The 21,401-nt window shown below is 59.9% G+C and carries 17 protein-coding genes; 8 read left to right on the top strand and 9 right to left on the bottom strand.

The window, feature by feature from the left end:
- Window positions 1-36: 36 nt before the first annotated feature.
- The 6 genes from treC to tadA all read left to right on the top strand — a co-directional run bounded on the left by treC (window position 37) and on the right by tadA (window position 8,050).
- Window positions 37-1,686: an alpha,alpha-phosphotrehalase gene (gene treC, locus ACZYSM_RS11695; RefSeq protein ID WP_489071645.1), complete on the top strand. Its 1,650-nt coding sequence runs from the start codon at window positions 37-39 to the stop codon at window positions 1,684-1,686.
- 94 nt (window positions 1,687-1,780) lie between these two features.
- Window positions 1,781-3,004, top strand: coding sequence for a maltoporin (locus ACZYSM_RS11700; RefSeq protein WP_489071646.1), 1,224 nt, complete (start codon window positions 1,781-1,783; stop codon window positions 3,002-3,004).
- 61 nt (window positions 3,005-3,065) lie between these two features.
- A complete protein-coding gene (ptsP, locus tag ACZYSM_RS11705; protein ID WP_489071647.1) occupies window positions 3,066-5,603 on the top strand; it encodes a phosphoenolpyruvate--protein phosphotransferase in 2,538 nt (845 codons plus the stop codon).
- 2 nt (window positions 5,604-5,605) lie between these two features.
- Window positions 5,606-5,908: a PTS sugar transporter subunit IIB gene (locus ACZYSM_RS11710; protein ID WP_489071648.1), complete on the top strand. Its 303-nt coding sequence runs from the start codon at window positions 5,606-5,608 to the stop codon at window positions 5,906-5,908.
- 268 nt (window positions 5,909-6,176) lie between these two features.
- The gene (locus tag ACZYSM_RS11715; protein ID WP_489071649.1) at window positions 6,177-7,553 is read left to right on the top strand and encodes a multicopper oxidase family protein; all 1,377 of its coding nucleotides are present in this window, start codon (window positions 6,177-6,179) and stop codon (window positions 7,551-7,553) included.
- Complete coding sequence (gene tadA, locus ACZYSM_RS11720; protein WP_489071650.1) at window positions 7,553-8,050, top strand: tRNA adenosine(34) deaminase TadA; 498 nt, start codon at window positions 7,553-7,555, stop codon at window positions 8,048-8,050. Before ACZYSM_RS11715 ends, tadA begins: the two co-directional genes overlap by 1 nt.
- Window positions 8,051-8,185: 135 nt before the next feature.
- On the opposite strand, the gene cmoB is transcribed toward tadA, so the two are convergent.
- The 7 genes from cmoB to ACZYSM_RS11755 all read right to left on the bottom strand — a co-directional run bounded on the left by cmoB (window position 8,186) and on the right by ACZYSM_RS11755 (window position 18,309).
- Entirely contained in the window at window positions 8,186-9,142 is a 957-nt protein-coding gene (gene cmoB, locus ACZYSM_RS11725; RefSeq protein ID WP_489071651.1) for a tRNA 5-methoxyuridine(34)/uridine 5-oxyacetic acid(34) synthase CmoB, read from the bottom strand.
- Complete coding sequence (gene cmoA, locus ACZYSM_RS11730; protein WP_489071652.1) at window positions 9,139-9,918, bottom strand: carboxy-S-adenosyl-L-methionine synthase CmoA; 780 nt, start codon at window positions 9,916-9,918, stop codon at window positions 9,139-9,141. The genes cmoB and cmoA overlap by 4 nt, the downstream gene beginning before the upstream one ends.
- Before the next feature lie 65 nt (window positions 9,919-9,983).
- Window positions 9,984-10,619: a lysoplasmalogenase gene (locus tag ACZYSM_RS11735; protein WP_489071653.1), complete on the bottom strand. Its 636-nt coding sequence runs from the start codon at window positions 10,617-10,619 to the stop codon at window positions 9,984-9,986.
- Between the two features lie 2 nt (window positions 10,620-10,621).
- Window positions 10,622-11,014, bottom strand: coding sequence for a protease inhibitor I42 family protein (locus tag ACZYSM_RS11740; protein ID WP_489071654.1), 393 nt, complete (start codon window positions 11,012-11,014; stop codon window positions 10,622-10,624).
- 199 nt (window positions 11,015-11,213) lie between these two features.
- Window positions 11,214-13,631, bottom strand: coding sequence for an endopeptidase La (gene lon / locus ACZYSM_RS11745; RefSeq protein ID WP_489071655.1), 2,418 nt, complete (start codon window positions 13,629-13,631; stop codon window positions 11,214-11,216).
- Between the two features lie 651 nt (window positions 13,632-14,282).
- Window positions 14,283-16,694, bottom strand: a complete 2,412-nt coding sequence (locus tag ACZYSM_RS11750; protein WP_489071656.1) for a glucose/quinate/shikimate family membrane-bound PQQ-dependent dehydrogenase — start codon at window positions 16,692-16,694, stop codon at window positions 14,283-14,285.
- 232 nt (window positions 16,695-16,926) lie between these two features.
- Entirely contained in the window at window positions 16,927-18,309 is a 1,383-nt protein-coding gene (locus ACZYSM_RS11755) for a carbohydrate porin (RefSeq protein WP_489071657.1), read from the bottom strand.
- Between the two features lie 409 nt (window positions 18,310-18,718).
- Between ACZYSM_RS11755 and ACZYSM_RS11760 the strand changes: the two genes are divergently transcribed.
- Entirely contained in the window at window positions 18,719-18,949 is a 231-nt protein-coding gene (locus tag ACZYSM_RS11760) for a VF530 family protein (RefSeq protein WP_150804022.1), read from the top strand.
- A gap of 9 nt (window positions 18,950-18,958) precedes the next feature.
- Window positions 18,959-19,612 (top strand): Pr6Pr family membrane protein, encoded by a 654-nt coding sequence (locus tag ACZYSM_RS11765; RefSeq protein WP_489071658.1) that lies wholly within the window; start codon window positions 18,959-18,961, stop codon window positions 19,610-19,612.
- Between the two features lie 198 nt (window positions 19,613-19,810).
- Here ACZYSM_RS11765 and ACZYSM_RS11770 read toward each other — a convergent pair whose 3' ends face one another.
- Both ACZYSM_RS11770 and ACZYSM_RS11775 read right to left on the bottom strand, forming a co-directional pair.
- Window positions 19,811-20,596, bottom strand: a complete 786-nt coding sequence (locus tag ACZYSM_RS11770) for a siderophore-interacting protein (RefSeq protein WP_489071659.1) — start codon at window positions 20,594-20,596, stop codon at window positions 19,811-19,813.
- Entirely contained in the window at window positions 20,593-21,165 is a 573-nt protein-coding gene (locus ACZYSM_RS11775; RefSeq protein WP_489071660.1) for a PadR family transcriptional regulator, read from the bottom strand. Before ACZYSM_RS11775 ends, ACZYSM_RS11770 begins: the two co-directional genes overlap by 4 nt.
- Between the last annotated feature and the right edge of the window lie 236 nt (window positions 21,166-21,401).

Raw genomic sequence — 21,401 nt, forward strand, 5'->3', positions numbered from 1 at the left:
CTAGGCCAGTACCAAACCAATTGAAGGAACTCAGTCATGCAAGACTGGCAGCGTTCGGTGATCTACCAGATCTACCCGAAGAGTTTTCACAGCCATGCAGGTAAAGCCACGGGTGACTTGCTCGGTGTCGTGGCCAAGCTCGATTACCTGCACTGGCTGGGCGTCGACTGCCTGTGGATCACGCCGTTCCTGCGTTCGCCGCAGCGCGACAACGGTTACGACATCAGCGACTACTACGCCATCGACCCGAGCTACGGAACCATGGCCGACTGCGAACTGTTGATTGCCGAGGCGGGCAAACGCGGTATCAAGTTGATGCTCGATATCGTGGTCAACCACACGTCTATCGAACACCCGTGGTTCCAGCAAGCCCGCAGCAGTCTTGATAACCCGTACCGCGACTTTTACATCTGGCGCGATCAACCGAACAACTGGGAGTCCAAGTTCGGCGGATCGGCCTGGGAATACGAGGCGCAAACCGGGCAGTATTTTCTGCACTTGTTCGACCACACTCAGGCCGACCTGAACTGGGACAACCCTCAGGTGCGCGCCGAAGTCTTCAAGATGATGCGCTTCTGGCGTGACAAGGGCGTCGGCGGGTTCCGTCTGGACGTGATCAACCTGATCTCGAAGCCGGCAGACTTCCCTGAGGACAACAGCGACGGTCGGCGCTTCTATACCGATGGCCCGAACGTCCACGACTACTTGCAACAAATGCACCGCGAAGTCTTCGAAGGTCACGACTTGATCAATGTCGGCGAGATGTCCTCCACCCGTCTCGAGCACTGCATTCGTTACTCGCGTCCAGAGTCGAAAGAGTTGTCGATGACCTTCAACTTTCATCACCTGAAAGTCGATTACCCAAACCTGCAGAAATGGATTCGCGCCGATTTCGACTTCCTCGACCTCAAGCGCATCCTTTCCGATTGGCAGACCGGCATGCAGGCTGGCGGTGGTTGGAATGCGCTGTTTTGGTGTAACCACGATCAGCCGCGAGTGGTTTCGCGCTTCGGTGATGAGGGCGAATACCGAGTGGTCTCGGCGAAGATGCTCGGTACCGCGCTGCACTTCCTTCAGGGCACGCCTTTTGTGTACCAGGGTGAAGAGCTGGGCATGACCAATCCGGGCTTCGATCACATCGACCAGTACCGCGATGTCGAGACGCTGAACATCCATCGCCTCAAGCGCGAGGCCGGTGAATCCGAGGCTCAAAGCATGGCGGCGATCATGCAGAAGTCCCGGGACAACGGTCGCACACCCATGCAATGGAACGCTCAAGCACACGCCGGTTTCAGTAGCACCGAACCCTGGATCGGCGTGCCGGAAAACGCGGTGCAGATCAACGTCGAACAGCAGTTCAACGATCCGGCTTCGGTGCTGCATCACTACCGCCAACTGATCGCCTTGCGTCGCAGCGAGCCACTGATTCAGGACGGTGTCTATCGCCAGCTTTTGCCCGAACACCCGCAAGTCTGGGCTTACCTGCGCGAAGGTAAAGGTGAGTGTTTGCTGGTGGTGAACAACTTCTACGCCGCGGCCTGCGAAGTTGAATTGCCAGAAGGGGTGATCACTGACGCGATGAGGCAACGCTTGGTTATCAGCAACTACGGGGACTGTCCAACCCGTAATCAGCAGCTATTCCTGCGGCCTTACGAGTCGTTCGTTCTGCATCTAACCGACCACTAAACATACTGTTTAAAACAACTCGCAGAGTGCTGCGCGGGGGAGTTTTGCGCGCCACTTTTGCAGAGTAAACGCTATAAAAATAATGGGGTGGCTCTTGAGAACAACAATAAATCGCAGCCTTGCAGCATCGTGCGTGTGCCTGGCATTGCCGTTTTCGGCCCAAGCCCTGGAGTTCGCCGGTTACATGCGCAGCGGCGTGGGGACCTCGGTCAACAGCAACTCGCAGTCGTGTTTTCAATTGCCTGGCGCGCAGTCGAAATACCGCTTGGGCAACGAATGTGAGCAGTACGCGGAGCTGGAGTTGCGTCAGGACTTGTTCACCCTCGACGACGGCTCGGTACTCAGCGTCGACGGTATGGCATCGCTGTATAACCAATACGACCGCAACCTGACCTTCCAGGGCGACAACGGCTCTGTGCGGATGCCGCAGCTGTACGCGCAGTGGTCGAAAATGCCGAGCCTCAATGGCGGCTCGTTGTGGGCCGGTCGGCGTTACTACAAACGTAACGACATCCATATTTCCGACTTCTACTACTGGAACCAGAGCGCTACTGGCGGTGGTGTCGAAGACGTGCTGATCGGTGATCTGAAGTACAGCTACGCCTTCTCGCGCAAGGACAATCTGTACCAGAAGGACTACATCACCCGGCACGACTTCAACGTCGCCGGGTTCAAGACCAACCCCGGCGGTGAGCTGGAGTTCGGCCTGAGCTACATCGACAAGCCGGACAGTCGCGACGCGCATCGTGGCTGGGCGATTACCACCCAGCACGTGCAAAAAGACTTTTTGGGTGGCAAGAACAAACTGGCTTTTCAATACGGCGAAGGCCCGGGCACCGGGTTGGGTTACACCGGCGATGTCGGCCTCGACGACAGCAACAAAAGTTACCGTTTGGTGGAGTTCTTCGACTGGCAAGTGACGCCGCGCTTTGGTGGCCAGGTCGAGGCGGTCTATCAGAAAGACATTCGTCCGGACGGCAACGATCAGAACTGGATTTCCCTCGGCATTCGTCCGGCGTATGCCATCACTGAACAATTCAAACTGGTTACCGAGCTGGGTCACGATCAGGTCGAAGCCCCGGGTGGCACGCGTAAGCTGAGCAAGTTCACCTTCGCCCCGACCTGGTCGCCCAAGGGCCCGGATTTCTGGGCGCGCCCGGAAGTGCGTTTGTACTACACCTATGCCAGCTGGAACGAGGCGGCCAAACGTGCGGCGAATGAGTTGGCGGCGGGTTCGGCGTTGTCCGATACCGGTGCTTTCGGTACGGCGCTGCATGGTTCGAACGTCGGTTTGCAGGTCGAGTATTGGTGGAAATAAGCGATGCTGTCGGAGCTCGCGCTCCATCAGTACTTCAAAGAACAAAACAGCAGGTGACGTCATGGCCACAACCCAACATTTGCAACTGCTAGCGCCCCTGTCCGGGGTGCTGATGCCGCTTGATCAAGTGCCGGATCCGGTATTTTCCAGCCGTCTGATCGGTGACGGCCTGTGCATCGACCCGACGTCGCAAACCCTCTGCGCGCCGCTGGCCGGGGTGATCAGCAATCTGCAGCACAGTGGCCATGCGGTCAGCATCACCGACGACAGCGGTGTGCAGGTGTTGATGCACATTGGGCTGGATACCGTGAACCTGGCAGGGAAGGGCTTCAAGCGGCTGGTGGAAGAGGGCCAGCGGGTTGAGGCCGGGCAGGCACTGATCGAATTCGACGCCGATTACATCGCCTTGCATGCCCGCAGCCTGTTGACCTTGATGCTGGTGGTCAGCGCTGAGCCCTTTACCCTGCTGACGCCTGATTGCGCTCTGGTGGAAAGCGGCCAGCCGTTGTTGCGTTTGAGTCTGGGGGATCAGGTTTCAAGTGCTGCGGTAGAAGAACAGGGCGAGACGCTGTTTTCCAAACCGGTGACCTTGCCCAACCCGAACGGTTTGCACGCCCGTCCTGCGGCGGTATTTGCTCAGGCGGCGAAGGGGTTTGTGGCGAGCATTTGTCTGCATAAACAACAGGCCAGTGCCAACGCCAAATCCTTGGTGGCAATCATGGCATTGCAGACCGCGCAGGGCGATGCCTTGCAGGTCAGCGCGGCGGGCGAGGACGCCGAGCTGGCGATCAAGACCCTGACTGAATTGCTGGCCGCGGGCTGCGGTGAAACCGTCGCTAAGGAGGCAGTGAGTGAGCCGGTTGCGCGGGTCGAACTGTCTTCGGCGAAACTGTTGCGGGGTGTCTGTGCCTCGCCGGGCTCGGCGTTCGGGCAAGTAGTTCAGGTGGCGGAACAGACCCTTGAAGTGGTTGAGTTCGGCTCGGATCAAGCGGTTGAACGCAAGCACCTGGAGCATGCGTTGGTTCAGGCTGCGTTAGCGCTGCAACGCTTGCGTGATAGCGCGACAGGTGATGCACAGGCCGAGATCTTCAAGGCGCATCAGGAGTTGCTGGAAGACCCGAGCTTGCTGGAACAGGCTCAGGTTTTGATCGCCGAAGGGAAAAGCGCCGCGTTCGCCTGGCGCAGTTCGACCGAGGCGACTTCGGACCTGATCAAGAACCTGGGAAGCACTTTGCTGGCAGAGCGTGCGCTGGACCTGGCAGACGTCGGCCAGCGGGTACTCAAGTTGATCCTTGGCGTGCAGGACAGCGCCTGGGTCTTGCCGGAGCAAGCGATCCTGATTGCTGATCAACTCACTCCTTCACAAACGGCCGCCCTGGACCTGAGCAAAGTTGTAGGGTTTGCCACAGTAGGTGGCGGGGCAACCAGTCATGTTGCGATTCTCGCCCGGGCCTTTGGCTTGCCGGCGCTGTGCGGGCTGCCAGCGCAGGTGCTGTCACTGGTCAGCGGGACTCAAGTCTTGCTCGACGCCGACAAAGGCGAGTTACACCTCGACCCGGACCTGTCGGCTATCAAGCAGTTGCAGACCAAACGTCAGCAGCAACGGCTACGGCATCAGCGCGAACTTGAGCACGCTTCGCTGGCGGCGTGTACCCGTGACGGCCATCACTTCGAGGTGACGGCCAACGTCGCCTCGCTGCCTGAGGTCGAGCAGGCGATGACATTGGGTGGTGAGGGCGTCGGTCTGCTGCGTTCGGAGTTTCTCTATCTGGAGCGTAACAGCGCACCGAGCCATGACGAGCAAGCGGCCACCTACAGTGCCATTGCCCGCGTGTTGGGGCCTGAGCGCAATCTGGTGGTGCGCACCCTGGACGTCGGTGGCGACAAACCGCTGGCCTATGTGCCGATGGACAGCGAGGCCAATCCATTCCTGGGCATGCGCGGGATTCGCCTGTGCCTGGAGCGTCCTGAGCTGTTGCGTGAGCAGTTCCGGGCGATTCTGACCTGCGCCGGGTTAACCCGTTTGCACATCATGCTGCCGATGGTCACGCAGCTGTCCGAACTGCGTCAGGCGCGGCAGATGCTCGAAGAGGAAGCGCTGACACAGGGACTCAAGGCATTGCCGAAGCTGGGCATCATGATCGAGGTTCCGGCGGCGGCGTTGATGGCTGATCTGTTCGCCCCCGAAGTGGATTTCTTCTCCATTGGCACCAACGACCTGACCCAATACACCCTGGCCATGGACCGTGATCATCCGCGGTTAGCCAGCCAGGCTGACAGCCTCCATCCGGCAGTGCTGCGTTTGATCGCCAGCACCGTGAAAGCCGCCCATGCCCATGGCAAGTGGGTCGGCGTGTGCGGGGCGTTGGCTTCCGAGACCCTGGCGGTGCCGCTATTGCTGGGACTGGGGGTGGATGAACTGTCGGTCAGCGTGCCGTTGATTCCGGCGATCAAAGCGACGATCCGCGAGGTGGATCTGAGGGATTGCCAGGTCATCGCACAACATGTTCTGAGCCTGGAAAGTGCTGAGCAGGTGCGTGAAGCCTTGCACCAGCATCAACAGTCGGCGGTCGTCGCCTCATTGGTTTTGGAGAACTGAACATGTTCGAGAAATTGCAGCGGGCGTTCTGGAAAGCCCTGACGCCGGATCTGGTGGTGGATCAGCCCAAAACGGTTGTTCAACCGCAAGGTGTTTCATCGTTGGAGCCAGCAGTGCTGGACGCATTGGGCGGTGCGAATAACCTCAAGTCCCAACAATGCATCGCCCTGACGCGGGTGCGGGTGGAACTGCACGATGATGCGCAGTTGGACCCGGTGGCCTTGCGTGCGGCCGGTGTGCCGGGGGTGATGATGTTGGCGGGTGGGGTGGTGCATTTGATCGGGCTAAACCCGCAGTCGAATTGACCAAGCTCCTGCAGCAGCTGCCGAGCCCGCGAGGCTGCGTTCGAGCGCGAAGCGGTCGCAAGACCATCCACTGCGATCTTTCATATGCGCCGCATGTGCCGGATTACGACTGCTGCGCAGCCGAACGCAGCCTCGCGGGCTCGGCAGCTGCTACGGGGCCCTCTGCGGCCAGTCGCCGCGTCACGCTTACTGTTTCTCAACTGCGGGTGTATCGTATTCGCCTTTTGCGGGCCAAGGCCTGCTGCTGATACGTGAGGTAGTTGAGTCAATGTCCTTTACCCGTCGACAAATACTCGGTGGTTTGGCCGGTCTTGTGGTGGTTGGAGTCGGGGTGGGTGGCGCGTCGCGCTACTGGCTGGGGAAGATGGCCGACGCTGACGCAGGTCACGATTACGAGCTGATTGCCGCCCCCCTGGATGTCGAGCTGGTAGCCGGGCACAAAACCGAGGCCTGGGCTTTTGGTCCCTCGGCACCAGGCACCGAATTACGGGTGCGTCAGGGAGAGTGGCTGCGGGTGCGCTTCATCAACCATCTGCCGGTCGCCACCACCATCCATTGGCACGGCATTCGCCTGCCGCTGGAAATGGACGGCGTACCCTACGTTTCGCAACTGCCGGTCTTGCCCGGCGAATATTTTGACTACAAATTCCGTGTGCCGGACGCCGGCAGCTACTGGTATCACCCTCATGTGAACAGCAGCGAGGAGTTGGGTCGCGGGCTGGTCGGGCCGCTGATCATCGAAGAACGCGAGCCCACTGGTTTCAAGTACGAGCAAACCCTGAGCCTGAAGAGTTGGCACGTCGATGAAGAAGGCGCCTTCGTGGCGTTCAGCATTCCTCGTGAAGCCGCTCGCGGTGGCACGGCCGGGCGACTGTCGACCATCAACGGCGTATCGCAAGCGGTGGTCGACCTGCCAGCCGGGCAGATCACCCGGGTGCGTTTGCTCAACCTCGACAACACCCTGACCTATCGGATCAACATCCCCGGCGTCGAAGCACAGATCTACGCGTTGGACGGCAACCCCATCGCGCCGCGTCCACTGGGCAAGGAATATTGGCTGGGTCCTGGCATGCGCATCTGCCTGGCGATCAAGGCACCGCCAGCCGGTGAAGAACTGTCCCTGCGCAACGGCCCGGTACGTCTCGGCACTTTCCGTTCGGTGGTCAACACCGATGCGCCGACCGAGTGGCCACCGGCGCTGCCGGCCAACCCGATCTCCGAACCGGACATCGCCAACGCCGAGAAACTCAACTTCAACTTTGAATGGGTTGGCTCGGTCTCGGTGAACGTGGACAATGGCAAACCGCCAAGCCTGTGGCAGATCAATGGCAAGGCTTGGGATATCACCGACAAAACCTGCGCCGACCGCCCGATTGCCACACTCAAAAAGGGCAAAAGCTACATTTTCGAATTGAAGAACATGACTCAGTACCAGCATCCGGTTCACTTGCACGGCATGAGCTTCAAGGTCATCGCCTCGAACCGCAAGAAGATCATCCCGTACTTCACCGACACCTACCTGCTGGGTAAAAACGAGCGCGCTCGCGTCGCGTTGGTGGCGGATAATCCGGGGGTGTGGATGTTCCACTGCCATGTGATCGACCATATGGAAACCGGCCTGATGGCCGCCATCGAGGTTTCCTGATGCGCCAGATGCGTCAACCGCACATCATTGACCGCAGCCGCGACCAGGACTTCATGCGCGAAGCCCTGGCCCTGGCCGCCCAAGGCGCCGCTCTGGGCGAAGTGCCGGTGGGCGCGGTGCTGGTGCAGGACGGTGAAATCATCGGTCGCGGCTTCAACTGCCCGATCAGTGGCAGCGACCCCAGCGCACACGCCGAGATGGTCGCGATCCGCGCTGCGGCGCAGGCTGCGAGCAATTACCGTCTGCCGGGCAGCACGCTGTACGTGACGCTTGAACCGTGCAGCATGTGCGCCGGTTTGATCGTGCATTCGCGGATTGCACGGGTGGTGTATGGCGCGCTGGAGCCCAAAGCCGGGATCGTGCAAAGCCAGGGCCAGTTCTTCAGTCAGGGCTTTCTCAACCACCGGGTGTTGTTCGAAGGCGGAGTCCTGGCCGAAGAATGTGGAACGGTGTTGAGCGAGTTTTTCAAGGCGCGTAGGGCGAAACCTACTGAGTAAACACCAAACAAATGTGGGAGCGAGCCTGCTCGCGAAGAGGCCATAACATCCAACATCGATGTTGAATGTCAGTCCGCTTTCGCGAGCAGGCTCGCTCCCACAGGGGATCTCTATTGGTAGTGTGGGATCGGGGGGTTATTTGCGGGCCACAATCACCGCGCGCATCGGCGCTGGCAGACCTTCAATGGTCTTGCTGTGATCGTCGGGATCAAGGTAATCGCTCAGCGACTGAAACTTCATCCACTCAGTTGCGCGTTGTTCCTCGACGCTGGTCACGCTGACATCCACGCACCGCACATCGCTGAACCCGGCGCGGCGCAGCCATAGCATCAGTGCCGGCACCGACGGCAGGAACCAGACGTTGCGCATCTGTGCGTAGCGGTCTTCCGGCACCAGCACGTGATGCACGTCGCCTTCCACCACCAACGTCTCCAGCACCAGTTCGCCGCCCTTCACCAGGCAGTCTTTGAGCGCCAGCAAATGCTCGATTGGCGAGCGACGGTGGTAGAACACGCCCATGGAAAACACCATGTCGAAGCCTTCCAGGTTCGGCGGCAGGTCTTCGAAGGGAAAGGGCAGATGCCACGCCGACGGTTCCGACAAGTAACGCTGCACCGCCTGGAATTGACAGAAGAACAGCCAGTTCGGATCGACACCGATCACGCTGTCGGCACCGGCACCGAGCATGCGCCACATGTAGTAGCCGTTGCCGCAACCGACATCCAGCACCCGTTTACCCTTGAGGTCCAGATGCGGGGCGACCCGTGACCACTTCCAGTCCGAGCGCCATTCGGTGTCGACGTGCACCCCGAACAGGTCAAAGGGACCTTTTCGCCACGGCGACAGGCCCATCAGCGCGGTGCGCATCTGCGCGCGGGTTTCATCATCGCAGTCGGTATCAAGGGTCAAACCGCTGAGCAAGTCGATCTGGCTCGGCATGATCTTCGGCAGGGCATCCAGCGCACTCTGCCAGCGCTCCAGGTCGCCGTGACCCTTTTCCATTTTGGTGTCGAGTTGCGCTTGCAGGCTGTTGGCCCATTCAGCCAACGGTGTGCCGGCCAGACGACGGGCGAGGGGGGACAGATCAATCATGGCAAGGCAATCAACGAGGCAAAGTTAAGACACTGGAACCACGGCACGACTTTCGAGAACCCGGCCGCCAGCAGGCGTTCGCGGTGTTCTTCGAGGCTATCGGGTTTCATTACGTTTTCGATGGCGCTGCGCTTCTGGGCGATTTCCAGTTCGCTGTAGCCGTTGGCGCGTTTGAAGGCGATATGCAGGTCGGTGAGCAGCGCGTGCTCCTGGGCGTCAACGAAACGCAGTTTCTCCGAGAGAATCAGCGCGCCACCTGGTAACAAGGACTGGCGAATACGGCTCAGCAGCGCCAGGCGCTGTTCAGGGGCAATGAATTGCAGAGTGAAGTTCAACGCCACCACCGAGGCTGGTTGGAACTCCAGGGCGAGGATATCCCCCTCGATCACTTCTACCGGCAGCAGCTCCTGGAACATCGAGTCCTGGCCGTTGAGGTATTCGCGGCAACGCTCGACCATCGCCGCCGAGTTATCCACAGCGATCACCCGGCAACCGTCGGTGCGCACGTGACGGCGCAAGGCCTGGGTCACGGCACCGAGGGAAGAACCCAGGTCGTACAGCACACTGTTGGGTTGGGCGAATTGCGCCGCGAGTACACCCAGATTCTCGACAATGGTCGGATAACCCGGCACCGAACGCTTGATCATGTCCGGGAATACCCGCACCACGTCCTCATTGAAGGCGAAGTCCGGCACCTGAGGCAGGGGCTGGGCGAAAAGGCGATCGGGTTCTTTGCTCACGGCGGTTCCAGCGGTATAGGTGGAAAAGGTCGGCATTTTAGCCAACTTGGCGAGGGGATGCGCGGTCTGTCTGATAAAGCGCCGGGGTATCCGATCTACATTCAGCGCGGTTTTTGCGCAAACGCCGACGCCGCTATCCCCCATTGCCCTAGCCAGTAGCTGAGGATGATCAGGTACGGCGCGGCCTCGAAGGCCACCACAAAGCGGCTGATGCCAATCACACTGTCTGAGAACACAAACGCCACGGCACCGCCGGCCGCGAGCAACGCCGAACGCTTGGGCACATCGCTGCCCAAGCGTGCCAGTGCTCTCCAGAGCATGGCGCTGATGGCCAAACCGTAAATAATCACCGGAATCAGCAACGGGCCAAGTCCATGTGAAATCAGGACTCCCAGCAACACCGCCCCGACACCGAGCGCCAGCAACAGCGGCAATAGCGCCAGCCGACGGCAGTCACTCACATACGCTTTCAGATAGGCCAGGTGGGCGATTAAAAACGCCCCGAGGCCGAATATGAACAAATCCCCGGGCCACGCCAGCAGCACATCACCGAGCAGGGAAAACAGCAAGCCCAGGCTGATCCAGCGTCGATAGTCGTTGGGTGGTGCATCGTGCAACCAACCGAGCAACGCCAGCACCGGCAACGGCTTGACCAGCAGGCACAGCAGTTCGGCATGAACGCTCAACCCGTAGATGAAGGTCACCGCGCCCATCAGCGCAAGGATCAGCCAGCCCATGATTAGTTAACCGAAATCGGGCAGTCGAAGGTTTCCACCGGCGGCACTTCCGGTGCCCATGGCTGTGAATAAGTCAGACGCAAGCGACCGTTACCGGCTGCGAAGGTCTGAAAGCGCCAGGTCGACTGCCCGGCACTGCCTACCAGTCCGGTGTCTTGCGGATTGCTGTAAACCTCAGGGCTGAGGCTGCGCAGAACGCCCCCGGCCGAATCCTGAATCGCCCAGCGATAGCCTGTGGTCGGATTGCTCGGCAGCGTCAGGATCAGGTTCTGCCCGGTCTTCAACTGCACAGGGCACTCGCTCTGTTTATCCACAGTGACGTTCTGCTTGGGTTGGCTGGCGCAGGCGGCGAGCAGTGCGAGGCTGAGGGGGAGAAGCAGACGGGTGGGGGACATGGGTCAGGAAGCTCCGGTCATACACGACGAACGGCGAGCATAACCGAAGATGAGACAAAGTGTGACGAGCGGGACGGGCGACGGTTCATCGTCGGTAGTTATGACGTCATCGCGAGCAAGCTCGCTCCTACAGGGTTAACGCAATCCATGTAGGAGCGAGCTTGCTCGCGATAGCGTCAGCCCAGGCACCGCTGATCTGTCAGAACAACACCTTCGCCACATCCGCAAACCGTTTGGCGAAGTGCACGGTAATCCCTTCCTTGAGGTAGTCCGGCAGTTCTTCAAAGTTGCCGCGGTTGGGTTCCGGCAGGATCAATTCATGGATTTTCTGCCGTCGCGCCGCGATGACCTTCTCGCGCACGCCGCCGATCGGCAGTACATGGCCGGTCAGGGTCAGTTCGCCGGTCATGGCCACACCTTTTTTCGGTGGTTGGTTGCGCGCCAGCGACAGCAGTGCACTGGCCATGGTCACTCCAGCGCTTGGGCCGTCTTTCGGTGTGGCGCCTTCCGGTACGTGCAGATGGACGAAGGCTTCGTCGAAGAACTTCGCATCACCGCCGAACTGCTTGAGGTTGGAGCTGATGTAGCTATAGGCGATCTCGGCTGACTCCTTCATCACGTCACCCAGTTGCCCGGTGAGTTTGAAGCCGCGATTAAGCGTGTGAATTCGCGTCGCTTCGATCGGCAGAGTCGCGCCGCCCATGCTGGTCCACGCCAGCCCGGTGATCACCCCGGTGCCACTGAGCACTTGCTCATTGCGGAACACTGGCATGCCGAGGGAGGCTTCCAGGTCCTTGTTGCCGATCTTGATCACCGCGTTCGGCTCGTCGATCAACTTCATCACCGATTTGCGCACCAGTTTGCCCAGCTGTTTTTCCAGCTGCCGCACCCCAGCCTCGCGTGCATAACCGTCGATTACCGCGCGCAGGGCGCTGTCGCTGATGGACAGGCTGCCTTTGGATACGCCGGCCTTTTCCAGCTGTTTGGGCCACAGGTGACGCTTGGCGATGGCGATCTTTTCTTCAGTGATATAGCCGGACAGGCGAATCACTTCCATACGGTCAAGCAGCGGACCGGGAATCGAGTCCAGGGTGTTGGCAGTGCAGACGAACAGCACTTTCGACAGGTCCAGACGCAGGTCCAGGTAGTGGTCGAGAAATTCGACGTTCTGTTCCGGATCTAGGGTTTCCAGCAGCGCCGAGGCCGGGTCGCCCTGGTAGCTCTGGCCCATCTTGTCGATCTCGTCGAGCATGATCACCGGGTTCATCACTTCGACTTCTTTAAGTGCCTGCACCAGTTTGCCCGGTTGGGCGCCGATGTAGGTCCGGCGATGGCCTTTGATCTCCGCCTCATCACGCATGCCGCCGACGCTGAAGCGATAGAACGGTCTGCCGAGGGATTCGGCGATGGACTTGCCAACGCTGGTCTTGCCCACACCCGGCGGGCCCACCAGCAGCACGATGGAACCGCTGATCTCGCCTTTGTAGGCGCCGACCGCGAGGAATTCGAGGATCCGGGTCTTGATGTCGCCGAGCCCGGCGTGGTGCTGGTCGAGCACTTTGCGCGCGTATTTGAGGTCGAGTTTGTCCTCGCCATACACGCCCCACGGCACCGCCGTCGCCCACTCCAGATAGTTGCGGGTCACCGCGTATTCCGGCGAGCCGGTTTCGAGGATCGACAACTTGTTCATTTCCTCTTCGACACGCTTTTGCGCCTGAGGCGGCAGGACTTTACCCACCAACCGCTGCTCGAATTGTTCAATGTCGGCGCTGCGGTCGTCCTTGGTCAGGCCTAGCTCCTGCTGGATGACCTTAAGTTGTTCCTTGAGGAAGAACTCGCGTTGGTGCTCGCCGATCTTGCGGTTCACTTCGGCAGAGATTTCTTTCTGCAACCGCGCGACTTCGACTTCCTTGCGCAGCATCGGCAGGACTTTTTCCATGCGCTTGAGCATCGGCACGCAGTCGAGCACTTCTTGCAGATCGTTGCCGGTGGCCGAGGTCAGTGCGGCGGCGAAGTCGGTCAGCGGCGACGGGTCGTTGGGGCTAAAGCGGTTGAGGTAATTCTTCAGCTCTTCGCTGTACAGCGGGTTGAGCGGCAGGAGTTCCTTGATCGCGTTGATCAGCGCCATGCCGTAAGCCTTGACCTCGTCGGTCGGCTCACTCGGTTGATGCGGGTATTCGACTTCCACCAGATACGGTGGGCGATGATGCTTGAGCCAGGTGCGAATGCGCACGCGAGTCAGGCCCTGGGCAACGAATTGCAGTTTGCCGTTTTCGCGGCTGGCGTGATGGACCTTCACCAGCGTGCCGTAGAGCGGCAGGCTCGAAGTGTCGAAATGCCGTGGGTCTTCCTGCGGGGTGTCCATGTAGAACAGCGCCAGGGAGTGATGATCGGATTTGCTCACCAGATCAAGGGTTTCGGCCCAGGGCTCTTCGTTGACGATCACCGGCAGCACTTGCGCCGGGAAGAACGGCCGATTGTGGATCGGGATGATGTAGACCTTGTCCGGTAGATTCTGCCCGGGGAGGGCCAGACCGGTGCCCGTCGTGTGGTGTTCGGCGTTTTCTGGATCGGCGTAGTCGCTCGGATCTTCCGGGAATTCTTGCTGGTCGCTCATGGGGCACCTGCGCATTGGGTATGGAGGTTAGATGGGGCAGGTGAACAGTGGTTTCAATGGTGAGAGGTTGTTAGCGGATATTTCATAAGGTGTATTCAGGTTGTGGACAGGTCTTCGCCCAGCTGTAGGAGCCGAGCTTGCTCGCGATGGCGGCCTGAAAGCCGATGCAGTTTTGTGGGATGTACACCGATTAACTGTGGGAGCTGGCTTGCCTGCGATGGCGGACTTGCAGCCGACTTACCTTTTGATGGCGTACATATCCGTTTTTGTCGTGATGGCGGCTGGCGGTTTCGCCCTTACGGCAACTCCCTTTTTTACAAGCGCCGAAAAAAGGAAGCAAAAAACGCTCGCCCCGAGCGTACGGCCCCTCGCTTAGGCTCGGGGTTCCCTTGCTTCGGTATCCATCAGGGGGCATCGCCTACGGTCTGCTTCGCGACGACCTCCTCTCGATGTGTCCGGCTTCGCCGAACGGCGCTGCGCGCCAACCCCCTGATGAACACCTGCACTCGGCCTTCCGAAGGGGCAGGTGGATCAGAAGCCGAATCAAAAGCAAAGCCAGCGCTAATAGCCAGTGTTATGGGATTTGTATCCTCCCCACAAAAAAGGCGACTACCTTTCGGGAGTCGCCTTTTTCATTACTGCCGCTAGCGCTTATTCCGCCAGTTTGTAAGCGATCACATAGTCGCCCATTTTGGTGCCCAAGGAGCCGTGGCCACCGACGACGAGCAGCACGTACTGTTTGCCGTCCTTGCCGGTGTAGGTCATCGGTGTGGCTTGGCCGCCGGCCGGCAGGCGCGATTTCCACAGTTCCTTGCCGCTGTTGACGTCATAGGCGCGCAGGTATTGGTCCAGGGTGCCGCTGAGGAAGCCCACGCCACCGGCGGTGACAATTGAGCCGCCCATGCTTGGCACGCCGATAGGCAGGCCGAAGGGGAGCGGCGAGCTGTCGCGGCTGGTGCCGTTCTTGCGCTTCCAGACCACTTTGTTGATGGTCAGGTCGATACCGGCTACATAGCCCCACGCCGGAGCCTGGCACGGTACGCCGAACGGCGACATGAACGGGTGCATGGTCACCGCGTACGGCGCGCCGGTGTTGGGTTGTATGCCAGAGGTCTCACTCTCGCGCTTGCTACCGGCAGCCACTTCTGCCTGGGGAATCAGTTTCGAGACGAACGCCATGTAGTTCGGGCTGGTGAACATCAACTGGCGAACCGGGTCGATCGACACGCTGCCCCAATTGAACACCCCGACGTTACCCGGATAGATCAAGCTGCCCTGCAACGACGGCGGGGTGTACTGGCCTTCGTAGCGCAGTTGCTTGAACTGGATGCGGCAGAGCATCTGGTCGAACGGACTGGCGCCCCACATGGCCTTCTCGGTCAGATCGGGGCCGAGCAGGTTGAGGTCCGAGCGCGCCTGGGTCGGGGCGCTATGGTCGCCGGTGACCGCGCCTTGCGGTACCGGAATTTCGCGAATCGGCACGATCGGTTTGCCATCGCGACGGTCGAGTACATACAGGCTGCCCTGCTTGGTTGGTGCGATCAGCGCCGGCTTGACGCCGTCGGCGGTCTTCAGGTCGAGCAGGGTCGGCTGGCTGCCGACGTCCATGTCCCACAGGTCATGATGGGTGAACTGGTAGTTCCAGCGCACCTTGCCGGTGGCCAGGTCCAGAGCAACCAGGCCAGCGCTGAATTTTTCAGCGCCCGGCGTGCGGTCTGCGCCCCACTGGTCAGGCATCTGGTTGCCCAGCGGCAGGTAAACCATGCCCAGTTTCTCGTCGACGCTGGCCAGCGACCACATGTTCGGCGAGTTGCGGGTGTAGATCTTGCCCGGAGCCAAAGGCTCGGTAGCCTCCGGGTTGCCGCTGTCCCAGTTCCAGACCAGGTGACCGTCGTGTATGTCGAAGGCGCGGATCACGCCTGAAGGCTCGTTGGTCGACTCGTTGTCGGTGACGTGACCGCCCATGATCACCAGATCACGGGTGATCGCCGCTGGTGAGGTGGCGTAGTAGCCACCGGGGGTGAACGGGCCGATACCTTGGGTCAGGTCAACCACGCCGTGATTGCCGAAGCCTTCGCAGAGCTTGCCGGTTTCGGCGTTGATTGCGATCAGGCGAGCATCGGCGGTGGGCAGGTAGAGACGACGCGGGCAGGCCTGGGCAACGACTTTGCCTGCTTCGGAGATTGTCGCGGCCGAGCCGTTTTCAGCCTTGGCGTAGGCGTTCTCGTCGTAGTAAGAGACGCCACGGCAGGTCATGTGGGCGAAGCCCTTGAAGCCCACCGGGCTCTTGATCTGCGGGTCGAAACGCCAGATTTCCTTGCCGGTGTCCGGGTCCAGAGCCAGTACTTTGCTGTGGGCGGTGCAGGCATAGAGCATGCCGTTGACCTTCAGCGGGGTGTTCTCGTTGGTCAGCTCCACCGGGTCATCGGCGGTCGGCAAGTCGCCGGTGCGGATACGCCAGGCTTCCTGCAGCTTGCCGACGTTGGTCGGGGTGATCTGGCGCAGCGGCGAGTAACGGTCGCCAAATTCGGTGCGGCCATAGGCCTGCCAGTCGCCTTCGGGGATTGATGGCGCGGTGCTGGTCATGTCGGCACTGTCGCGGCCCAACTCGCCCATGATTTCACCCGGATGGGTGAACTGGCTGCCAATGGCGGCGGCACCGGCCAGGACCACGGCCACGCTCAGCGCACCAGTACCCAGCGGGGCGGCGCCATTGCGCAGCAACGGACGGCGGAACCACGGTAACAGCAGGACCACGCCAAGGGCGAACCACAGCGACAGACGCGGCACTAATTGCCACCAGTCCAGGCCGACTTCCCACAAGGCCCACACGGTGCTGGCGAACAGCACCAGTGCATACAGGCCCAAAGCGGCACGGCGAGCAGCGAGCAGCAAAATCCCGGTCAGCACCAGGCCGATACCGGCCAGCAAGTAGTACAGCGAGCCGCCGAGCATGCTCAGCTTGATCCCCCCGGCCAGCAAGGCCAGGCCCATTAGCAGCAGCAGGATACCGAGCAGGCTCGGTAGCAGACGGCTTCGACTGAAAGCACCATCAGTGCTCATAGTGTGGTTCTCCGTGACGTTTTAAGTAGTCCCGCGCATGTTCACTGTAGATGACGATCAGGCACGGGCAGGTTTCAGTTAGAAAAGTGACACTTGGTTAGAGACTGTTTGGTTCATGCAATCCCTGTGGGAGCGGGCTTGCTCGCGAAGGGGCCGTCAGCTTCGACATCAATGTTGACTGCCCCACCGCTTTCGCGAGCAAGCCCGCTCCCACAGGGTTTTGTAGCGTTAGTTAGAACGACGATTGCATTTTGATCCCGCCGATCAGCGCGTCATCGACCTCGTTCACACCACCGGGGTGGCGGATGTATTGCAGGTTCGGGCGCACGGTCAGCCAGTTGGTCAGGTGCACGCCGTAATAGAGTTCGGCGCTGTATTCGGTGTCTTGCGGTGGCAGGTAGGTCGGGTCGTCGTAGTTGAAGACCGCGTGCGCCTGATTGGTCGCCTCGGCGTTTTTGCGGTAGGCCGGGTTAACGTGAACCCTGGCCATGGCGAAGCCGATGTCGTCCTTGCTGCGGGCATCGAACAGGCCTTTGTAGACGACGCCGGCCTGGACATAGTTGTCGATGGCGTTGGTCTTCTTGTCGTGCATCGTGCCGTTGGCGAACACACTCAAGCCCCGCGAGTGGTCGCTGGCGCGGCTGGTCAACTGTTGCTGCACGCCCAGCCAGACGCCGTGCTTGCTCGACGCACTGCGATAAGCTTCGCCACTCAGGGCTGCCGGCTGACCGTTGCTGTCCTTGTAGACGTCGGTGGCGTTGGCGCTGCTGTAGTAGTAACCGGCGCGATATTCGCCCGGCAGGCCGTTGAGCGTTGGTGTCCACACCAGCTCCACCGGCAGAACCGCACCCTGGGTGCCGCTGCCGCTGAGCTTGAAGCCGTTGCCGCGATCCAGGTTCGATGGGTTCTGCTCATAAGCGCCGACTTGCGCGTAGAGCTCAGGCGTCAGGTGATATTTGACCCGCAGCGCCCATTGGCTGACTGGCCAGTTGTACCAGATGCCACCGACCCAGTTGCCGACCTGAGAGCCGCAGAACGCCAGGTTCTGGAAGTCGCAGGGGAAGCTGTTGAAGTCTTCGCCTTCACCGAAACGACCGACCTTGATATCGAGCTTCTGGTCGAAGAATTTTTGCTGATACCACATCTGCGTCAGCCGCCAAGTCTGGCCACGACCCCAGACTTCCTGAGCCGAGGTGAAGCCGCCGACCCGCGGATCGTTGATCCGGTCGTTGCTGATGTTGTTGCCGTTGCGTTCGGTGATGGTCAGCTGAAATTCAGCATCGTCCCAGCCGAGTATCTTCTGCAGGTCCAGGTGCGTGCCAAGGCCGAATTGGTCGCTGTAGCGCGCGGTGCGGTCGTGGTCGTAGCCGCCGTGCAGGTTGGAGCCCATCTCGCCGGTGTAATCGACTTTGAAGTCGTAGCCTTTTTCGGCCAGCTCAGTGCGCGTGCCGTTCCAGTCGCCGAGCATCCAGGGGGAATCGCTATCGAATGCTGGCGCCGCCTGAGTGCAGGTGGCAAGACCGCATGCGGTCAGGCCGCTAATCAGATTCAGGGCTTTTTTCCTGGCAATAGGGCGTCGGACAGCGCTGTCTGGCAGTTTCTGGAGTTCGGGCATGGATGACGTCTTGATCTTTTTCTAGGAATGGGCAGAAACAGAGGCCGCTCGCGCTCGATTCAATAGTCATCGAGAACGGCATGCCGCTGATTTAAAAAGGAAGATGAAGCGATTCAGCTTTTAGTGCTGAAAGGATAAAGCGCCGCTTGTTAGAGAGAAAGAGCTTTTATTGACATGGATCATTTCGGATTTGGTAATAGTCAAAAGATCGCAGCCTATCGGCAGCTCCTACACAGACCGGGTACATCCGTTATCAAGGTGTGAACGCAATCCGTAGAAGCTGCCGATAGGCTGCGATCTTTTCTGCTTCACCTACAGTTAACTGTCTAACACATAGAATCCTTCCACCGAACGAAGCCCTCGGCTAAGGTGCGCGGCTTCCTTTTCTTTCTTCGCTCAAAGGCCTGGCATGACTGCACCGAATAACGACCCGCTGCACGGCGTGACCCTGGAACAGATCCTCACCGCACTGGTTGAACACTACGAATGGTCGGGGCTGGCCGAACGCATTGATATTCGCTGCTTCAAGAGCGATCCGAGCATCAAGTCGAGCCTGACCTTCCTGCGCAAAACCCCATGGGCGCGTGAGAAAGTGGAAGGCTTGTACGTGAAGTTGCAGCGCACAAAACGCCCAATCTAGGGAATAGGGATGCACAACGGACACTCTCAGCCTTCACGCAGGATGCGTGGTTTTATCGCGTTGACCGCAGTGTTGGGCTGGTCGGGACTAGCCATTCAGCAGTACCTGATCCTTTATTTTCGCTGGACGTCTGAGGCCAGCCTGCTGGGCGGGCTGGTGAATTTCTTCAGTTTTTTTACGGTGTTTACCAACACATTGGTTGCAGTGGTGCTGACCTATGCGCTGAACACGCGAGCGTCGAAAGGTCGGGATTTCTTTCTTCAGCCGTGGGTCAGCAGTGGGATCGCGGTGAGCATTGTGGTGGTCGGTCTGGCCTACAGCCTGTTGTTGCGCCATCTCTGGCATCCGCAAGGCTGGCAACTGCTGGCTGACGAGTTGCTGCACGACGTGATGCCGTTGCTGTTTCTGCTCTATTGGTGGCTGTGTGTGCCCAAAGGGACGCTGCGCCTGAAACACATTGGGTTGTGGGCGATCTACCCGGTGGTGTACTTCGCCTACGCCTTGCTGCGCGGGCATTCGCTGGGGCTGTACCAGTACCCCTTTCTCGATGTTTCCCGCATGGGCTACCTGCAGGTGTTTATCAATGCCGGTGGGATATTGGTGGGGTTTGTGCTGGTTTCGTTGGTGCTGGTTGGGGTGGATCGGTGGCGAGGGCATAAGTAACTGCTCTCACTCCCGTAGCAGCTGCCGAGCCTGCGAGGCTGCGTTCGAGCCGGGGTCGCGCTCGACCGAAGTCCTCGCAAATCATGCAGTCGCGGTTTACCGAAAAGAACGCGTTGCCTGATTTTACGACCGCTCCGCGGCCGGACGCAGCCTCGCGGGCTCGGCAGCTGCTACAGGCTGTGGCACTCAGTCGGGTGATTAGTCTTCGTCGTTTTCGTCCAGTTTCCAGTAACCCACGGCTTTCACCTGATCCTGATTCAAGCCCTTTTCATCCAGCAGCACCCGGCGAATCTGTCGGGACACCTTGGCCTCGGTCGCCACCCACGCATATAACTCGCCGGTCGGCATTTGCAGTTGCTGCACGGTGCTCAACAAATCCTGCTTGCCGCCCTCGCGCAGTACCCAAATCACCTCGACCTGCGCAGCGCTTTCCAGTGTTTGCTGTTCGGCTGCATTCTCGACGTCCACCACGACCAATGCGCGGCGATTGACTGTCAGGCCTTCAAGACGGCGGGCGATGGCGGGCAGGGCGGTTTCGTCGCCGATCAGCAGGTAGCTGTCGAAGATGTCGGGCACGACCATCGAGCCGCGCGGCCCGGCAATGTGCAGGTACTGACCGGGTTTGGCCTGCTCGGCCCACGTCGAGGCGGGGCCGTCGCCGTGCAGGACAAAGTCGATATCCAGCTCAAGGGTTTCCAGGTCATAGCGTCGCGGCGTGTAGTCGCGCATGGTGGGCATCGGGCCGCCATCTTTGCCAGCACCGAGCACCAGGGTTTCCAGCGCGGCGTGTTCTTCAGCCGTCTGTGGGAACAGCAACTTCACATGGTCATCGGTGCCCAGGCTGACGAACCCGGCCAGCTCAGGCCCTCCGAGCGTGATCCTGCGCATACGTGGGGTCAGGTCGACAACCCGCAACACTTCCAGGCGACGGCGTTTGATCTCATGGCTGACACGGTGAATCGTTTGCACGTTGACTGCAGTCATTCGGGTTTCTCCTGTGCAGGTTGAACGGCAGGACCATCGACGATCGCTTTGGCGGTGTTGTTCAGCAGGTCGCGAACCCGCAGGATTTCTTCCGGGCTCCAGCGTCCGTGATGCAATTGCAGGGCATGGCGCAGGTTGTGCACGGCTTCATCGATCTCTGCCGGGCGGTCATGTCCGCGCAACGAGCGCTTGCTGACATCGATGCGCGTGCGCACGCCATCCAGGGCAATCGCTTTCTCGTTTAAAGAAAGACGTCCGGCATCGGTCACGCTGTAACGTTTTTTTCCGCCTTCAGCGTCGCCGGCAATCAGCTCGCTCTCTTCCAGAAAAGTCAGGGTCGGATAAATCACGCCCGGGCTTGGGCTGTAGGCGCCGTCGAACAGACCTTCGATCTGGCGGATCAGATCGTAGCCGTGGCACGGCTGTTCGGCGATCAGCGCCAGCAACAGCAGTTTTAGATCACCGGGGGCGAAGACCCGCGGCCCGCGGCCACCGCGTAAACGTCCCGGGCGATTTTCGAAGCCGTCGTGGCCGTCACCATGCTCTCGATGGGGATGATGCTCTCTCATTTTCTCGTTCTCTCATTGGGTTTAGATATAACTTAAGATATATCTTAAAGAAAAAGCAAGAAAGTAAGACCAGCGGTACCTTTTGAGTGAATGTGAGGGGAAGTGGGGTATTTCTTCTGACTGAGGGATCTCAACAGGCTTGCCCAGAAAACCTGTGAGTCCTCGATTGGGTACATCAATTGATCGAGTTCACGGACTGCTTGGGGCGCCATACTGTTTGGGCGAGGCAGCGCAAT

The sequence above is a fragment of the Pseudomonas sp. F220 genome (assembly GCF_057813935.1).

Bases quoted from the DNA above. Each gene is read 5' to 3' on its own strand.
- treC (WP_489071645.1), top strand. From the start codon at position 37: ATGCAAGACTGGCAGCGTTCGGTGATCTACCAGATCTACCCGAAGAGT.
- ptsP (WP_489071647.1), top strand. From the start codon at position 3,066: ATGGCCACAACCCAACATTTGCAACTGCTAGCGCCCCTGTCCGGGGTG.
- ACZYSM_RS11710 (WP_489071648.1), top strand. From the start codon at position 5,606: ATGTTCGAGAAATTGCAGCGGGCGTTCTGGAAAGCCCTGACGCCGGAT.
- ACZYSM_RS11715 (WP_489071649.1), top strand. From the start codon at position 6,177: ATGTCCTTTACCCGTCGACAAATACTCGGTGGTTTGGCCGGTCTTGTG.
- tadA (WP_489071650.1), top strand. From the start codon at position 7,553: ATGCGCCAGATGCGTCAACCGCACATCATTGACCGCAGCCGCGACCAG.
- cmoB (WP_489071651.1), bottom strand. From the start codon at position 9,142: ATGATTGATCTGTCCCCCCTCGCCCGTCGTCTGGCCGGCACACCGTTG.
- cmoA (WP_489071652.1), bottom strand. From the start codon at position 9,918: ATGCCGACCTTTTCCACCTATACCGCTGGAACCGCCGTGAGCAAAGAA.
- ACZYSM_RS11735 (WP_489071653.1), bottom strand. From the start codon at position 10,619: ATGGGCTGGCTGATCCTTGCGCTGATGGGCGCGGTGACCTTCATCTAC.
- ACZYSM_RS11740 (WP_489071654.1), bottom strand. From the start codon at position 11,014: ATGTCCCCCACCCGTCTGCTTCTCCCCCTCAGCCTCGCACTGCTCGCC.
- lon (WP_489071655.1), bottom strand. From the start codon at position 13,631: ATGAGCGACCAGCAAGAATTCCCGGAAGATCCGAGCGACTACGCCGAT.
- ACZYSM_RS11750 (WP_489071656.1), bottom strand. From the start codon at position 16,694: ATGAGCACTGATGGTGCTTTCAGTCGAAGCCGTCTGCTACCGAGCCTG.
- ACZYSM_RS11755 (WP_489071657.1), bottom strand. From the start codon at position 18,309: ATGCCCGAACTCCAGAAACTGCCAGACAGCGCTGTCCGACGCCCTATT.
- ACZYSM_RS11760 (WP_150804022.1), top strand. From the start codon at position 18,719: ATGACTGCACCGAATAACGACCCGCTGCACGGCGTGACCCTGGAACAG.
- ACZYSM_RS11765 (WP_489071658.1), top strand. From the start codon at position 18,959: ATGCACAACGGACACTCTCAGCCTTCACGCAGGATGCGTGGTTTTATC.
- ACZYSM_RS11770 (WP_489071659.1), bottom strand. From the start codon at position 20,596: ATGACTGCAGTCAACGTGCAAACGATTCACCGTGTCAGCCATGAGATC.
- ACZYSM_RS11775 (WP_489071660.1), bottom strand. From the start codon at position 21,165: ATGAGAGAGCATCATCCCCATCGAGAGCATGGTGACGGCCACGACGGC.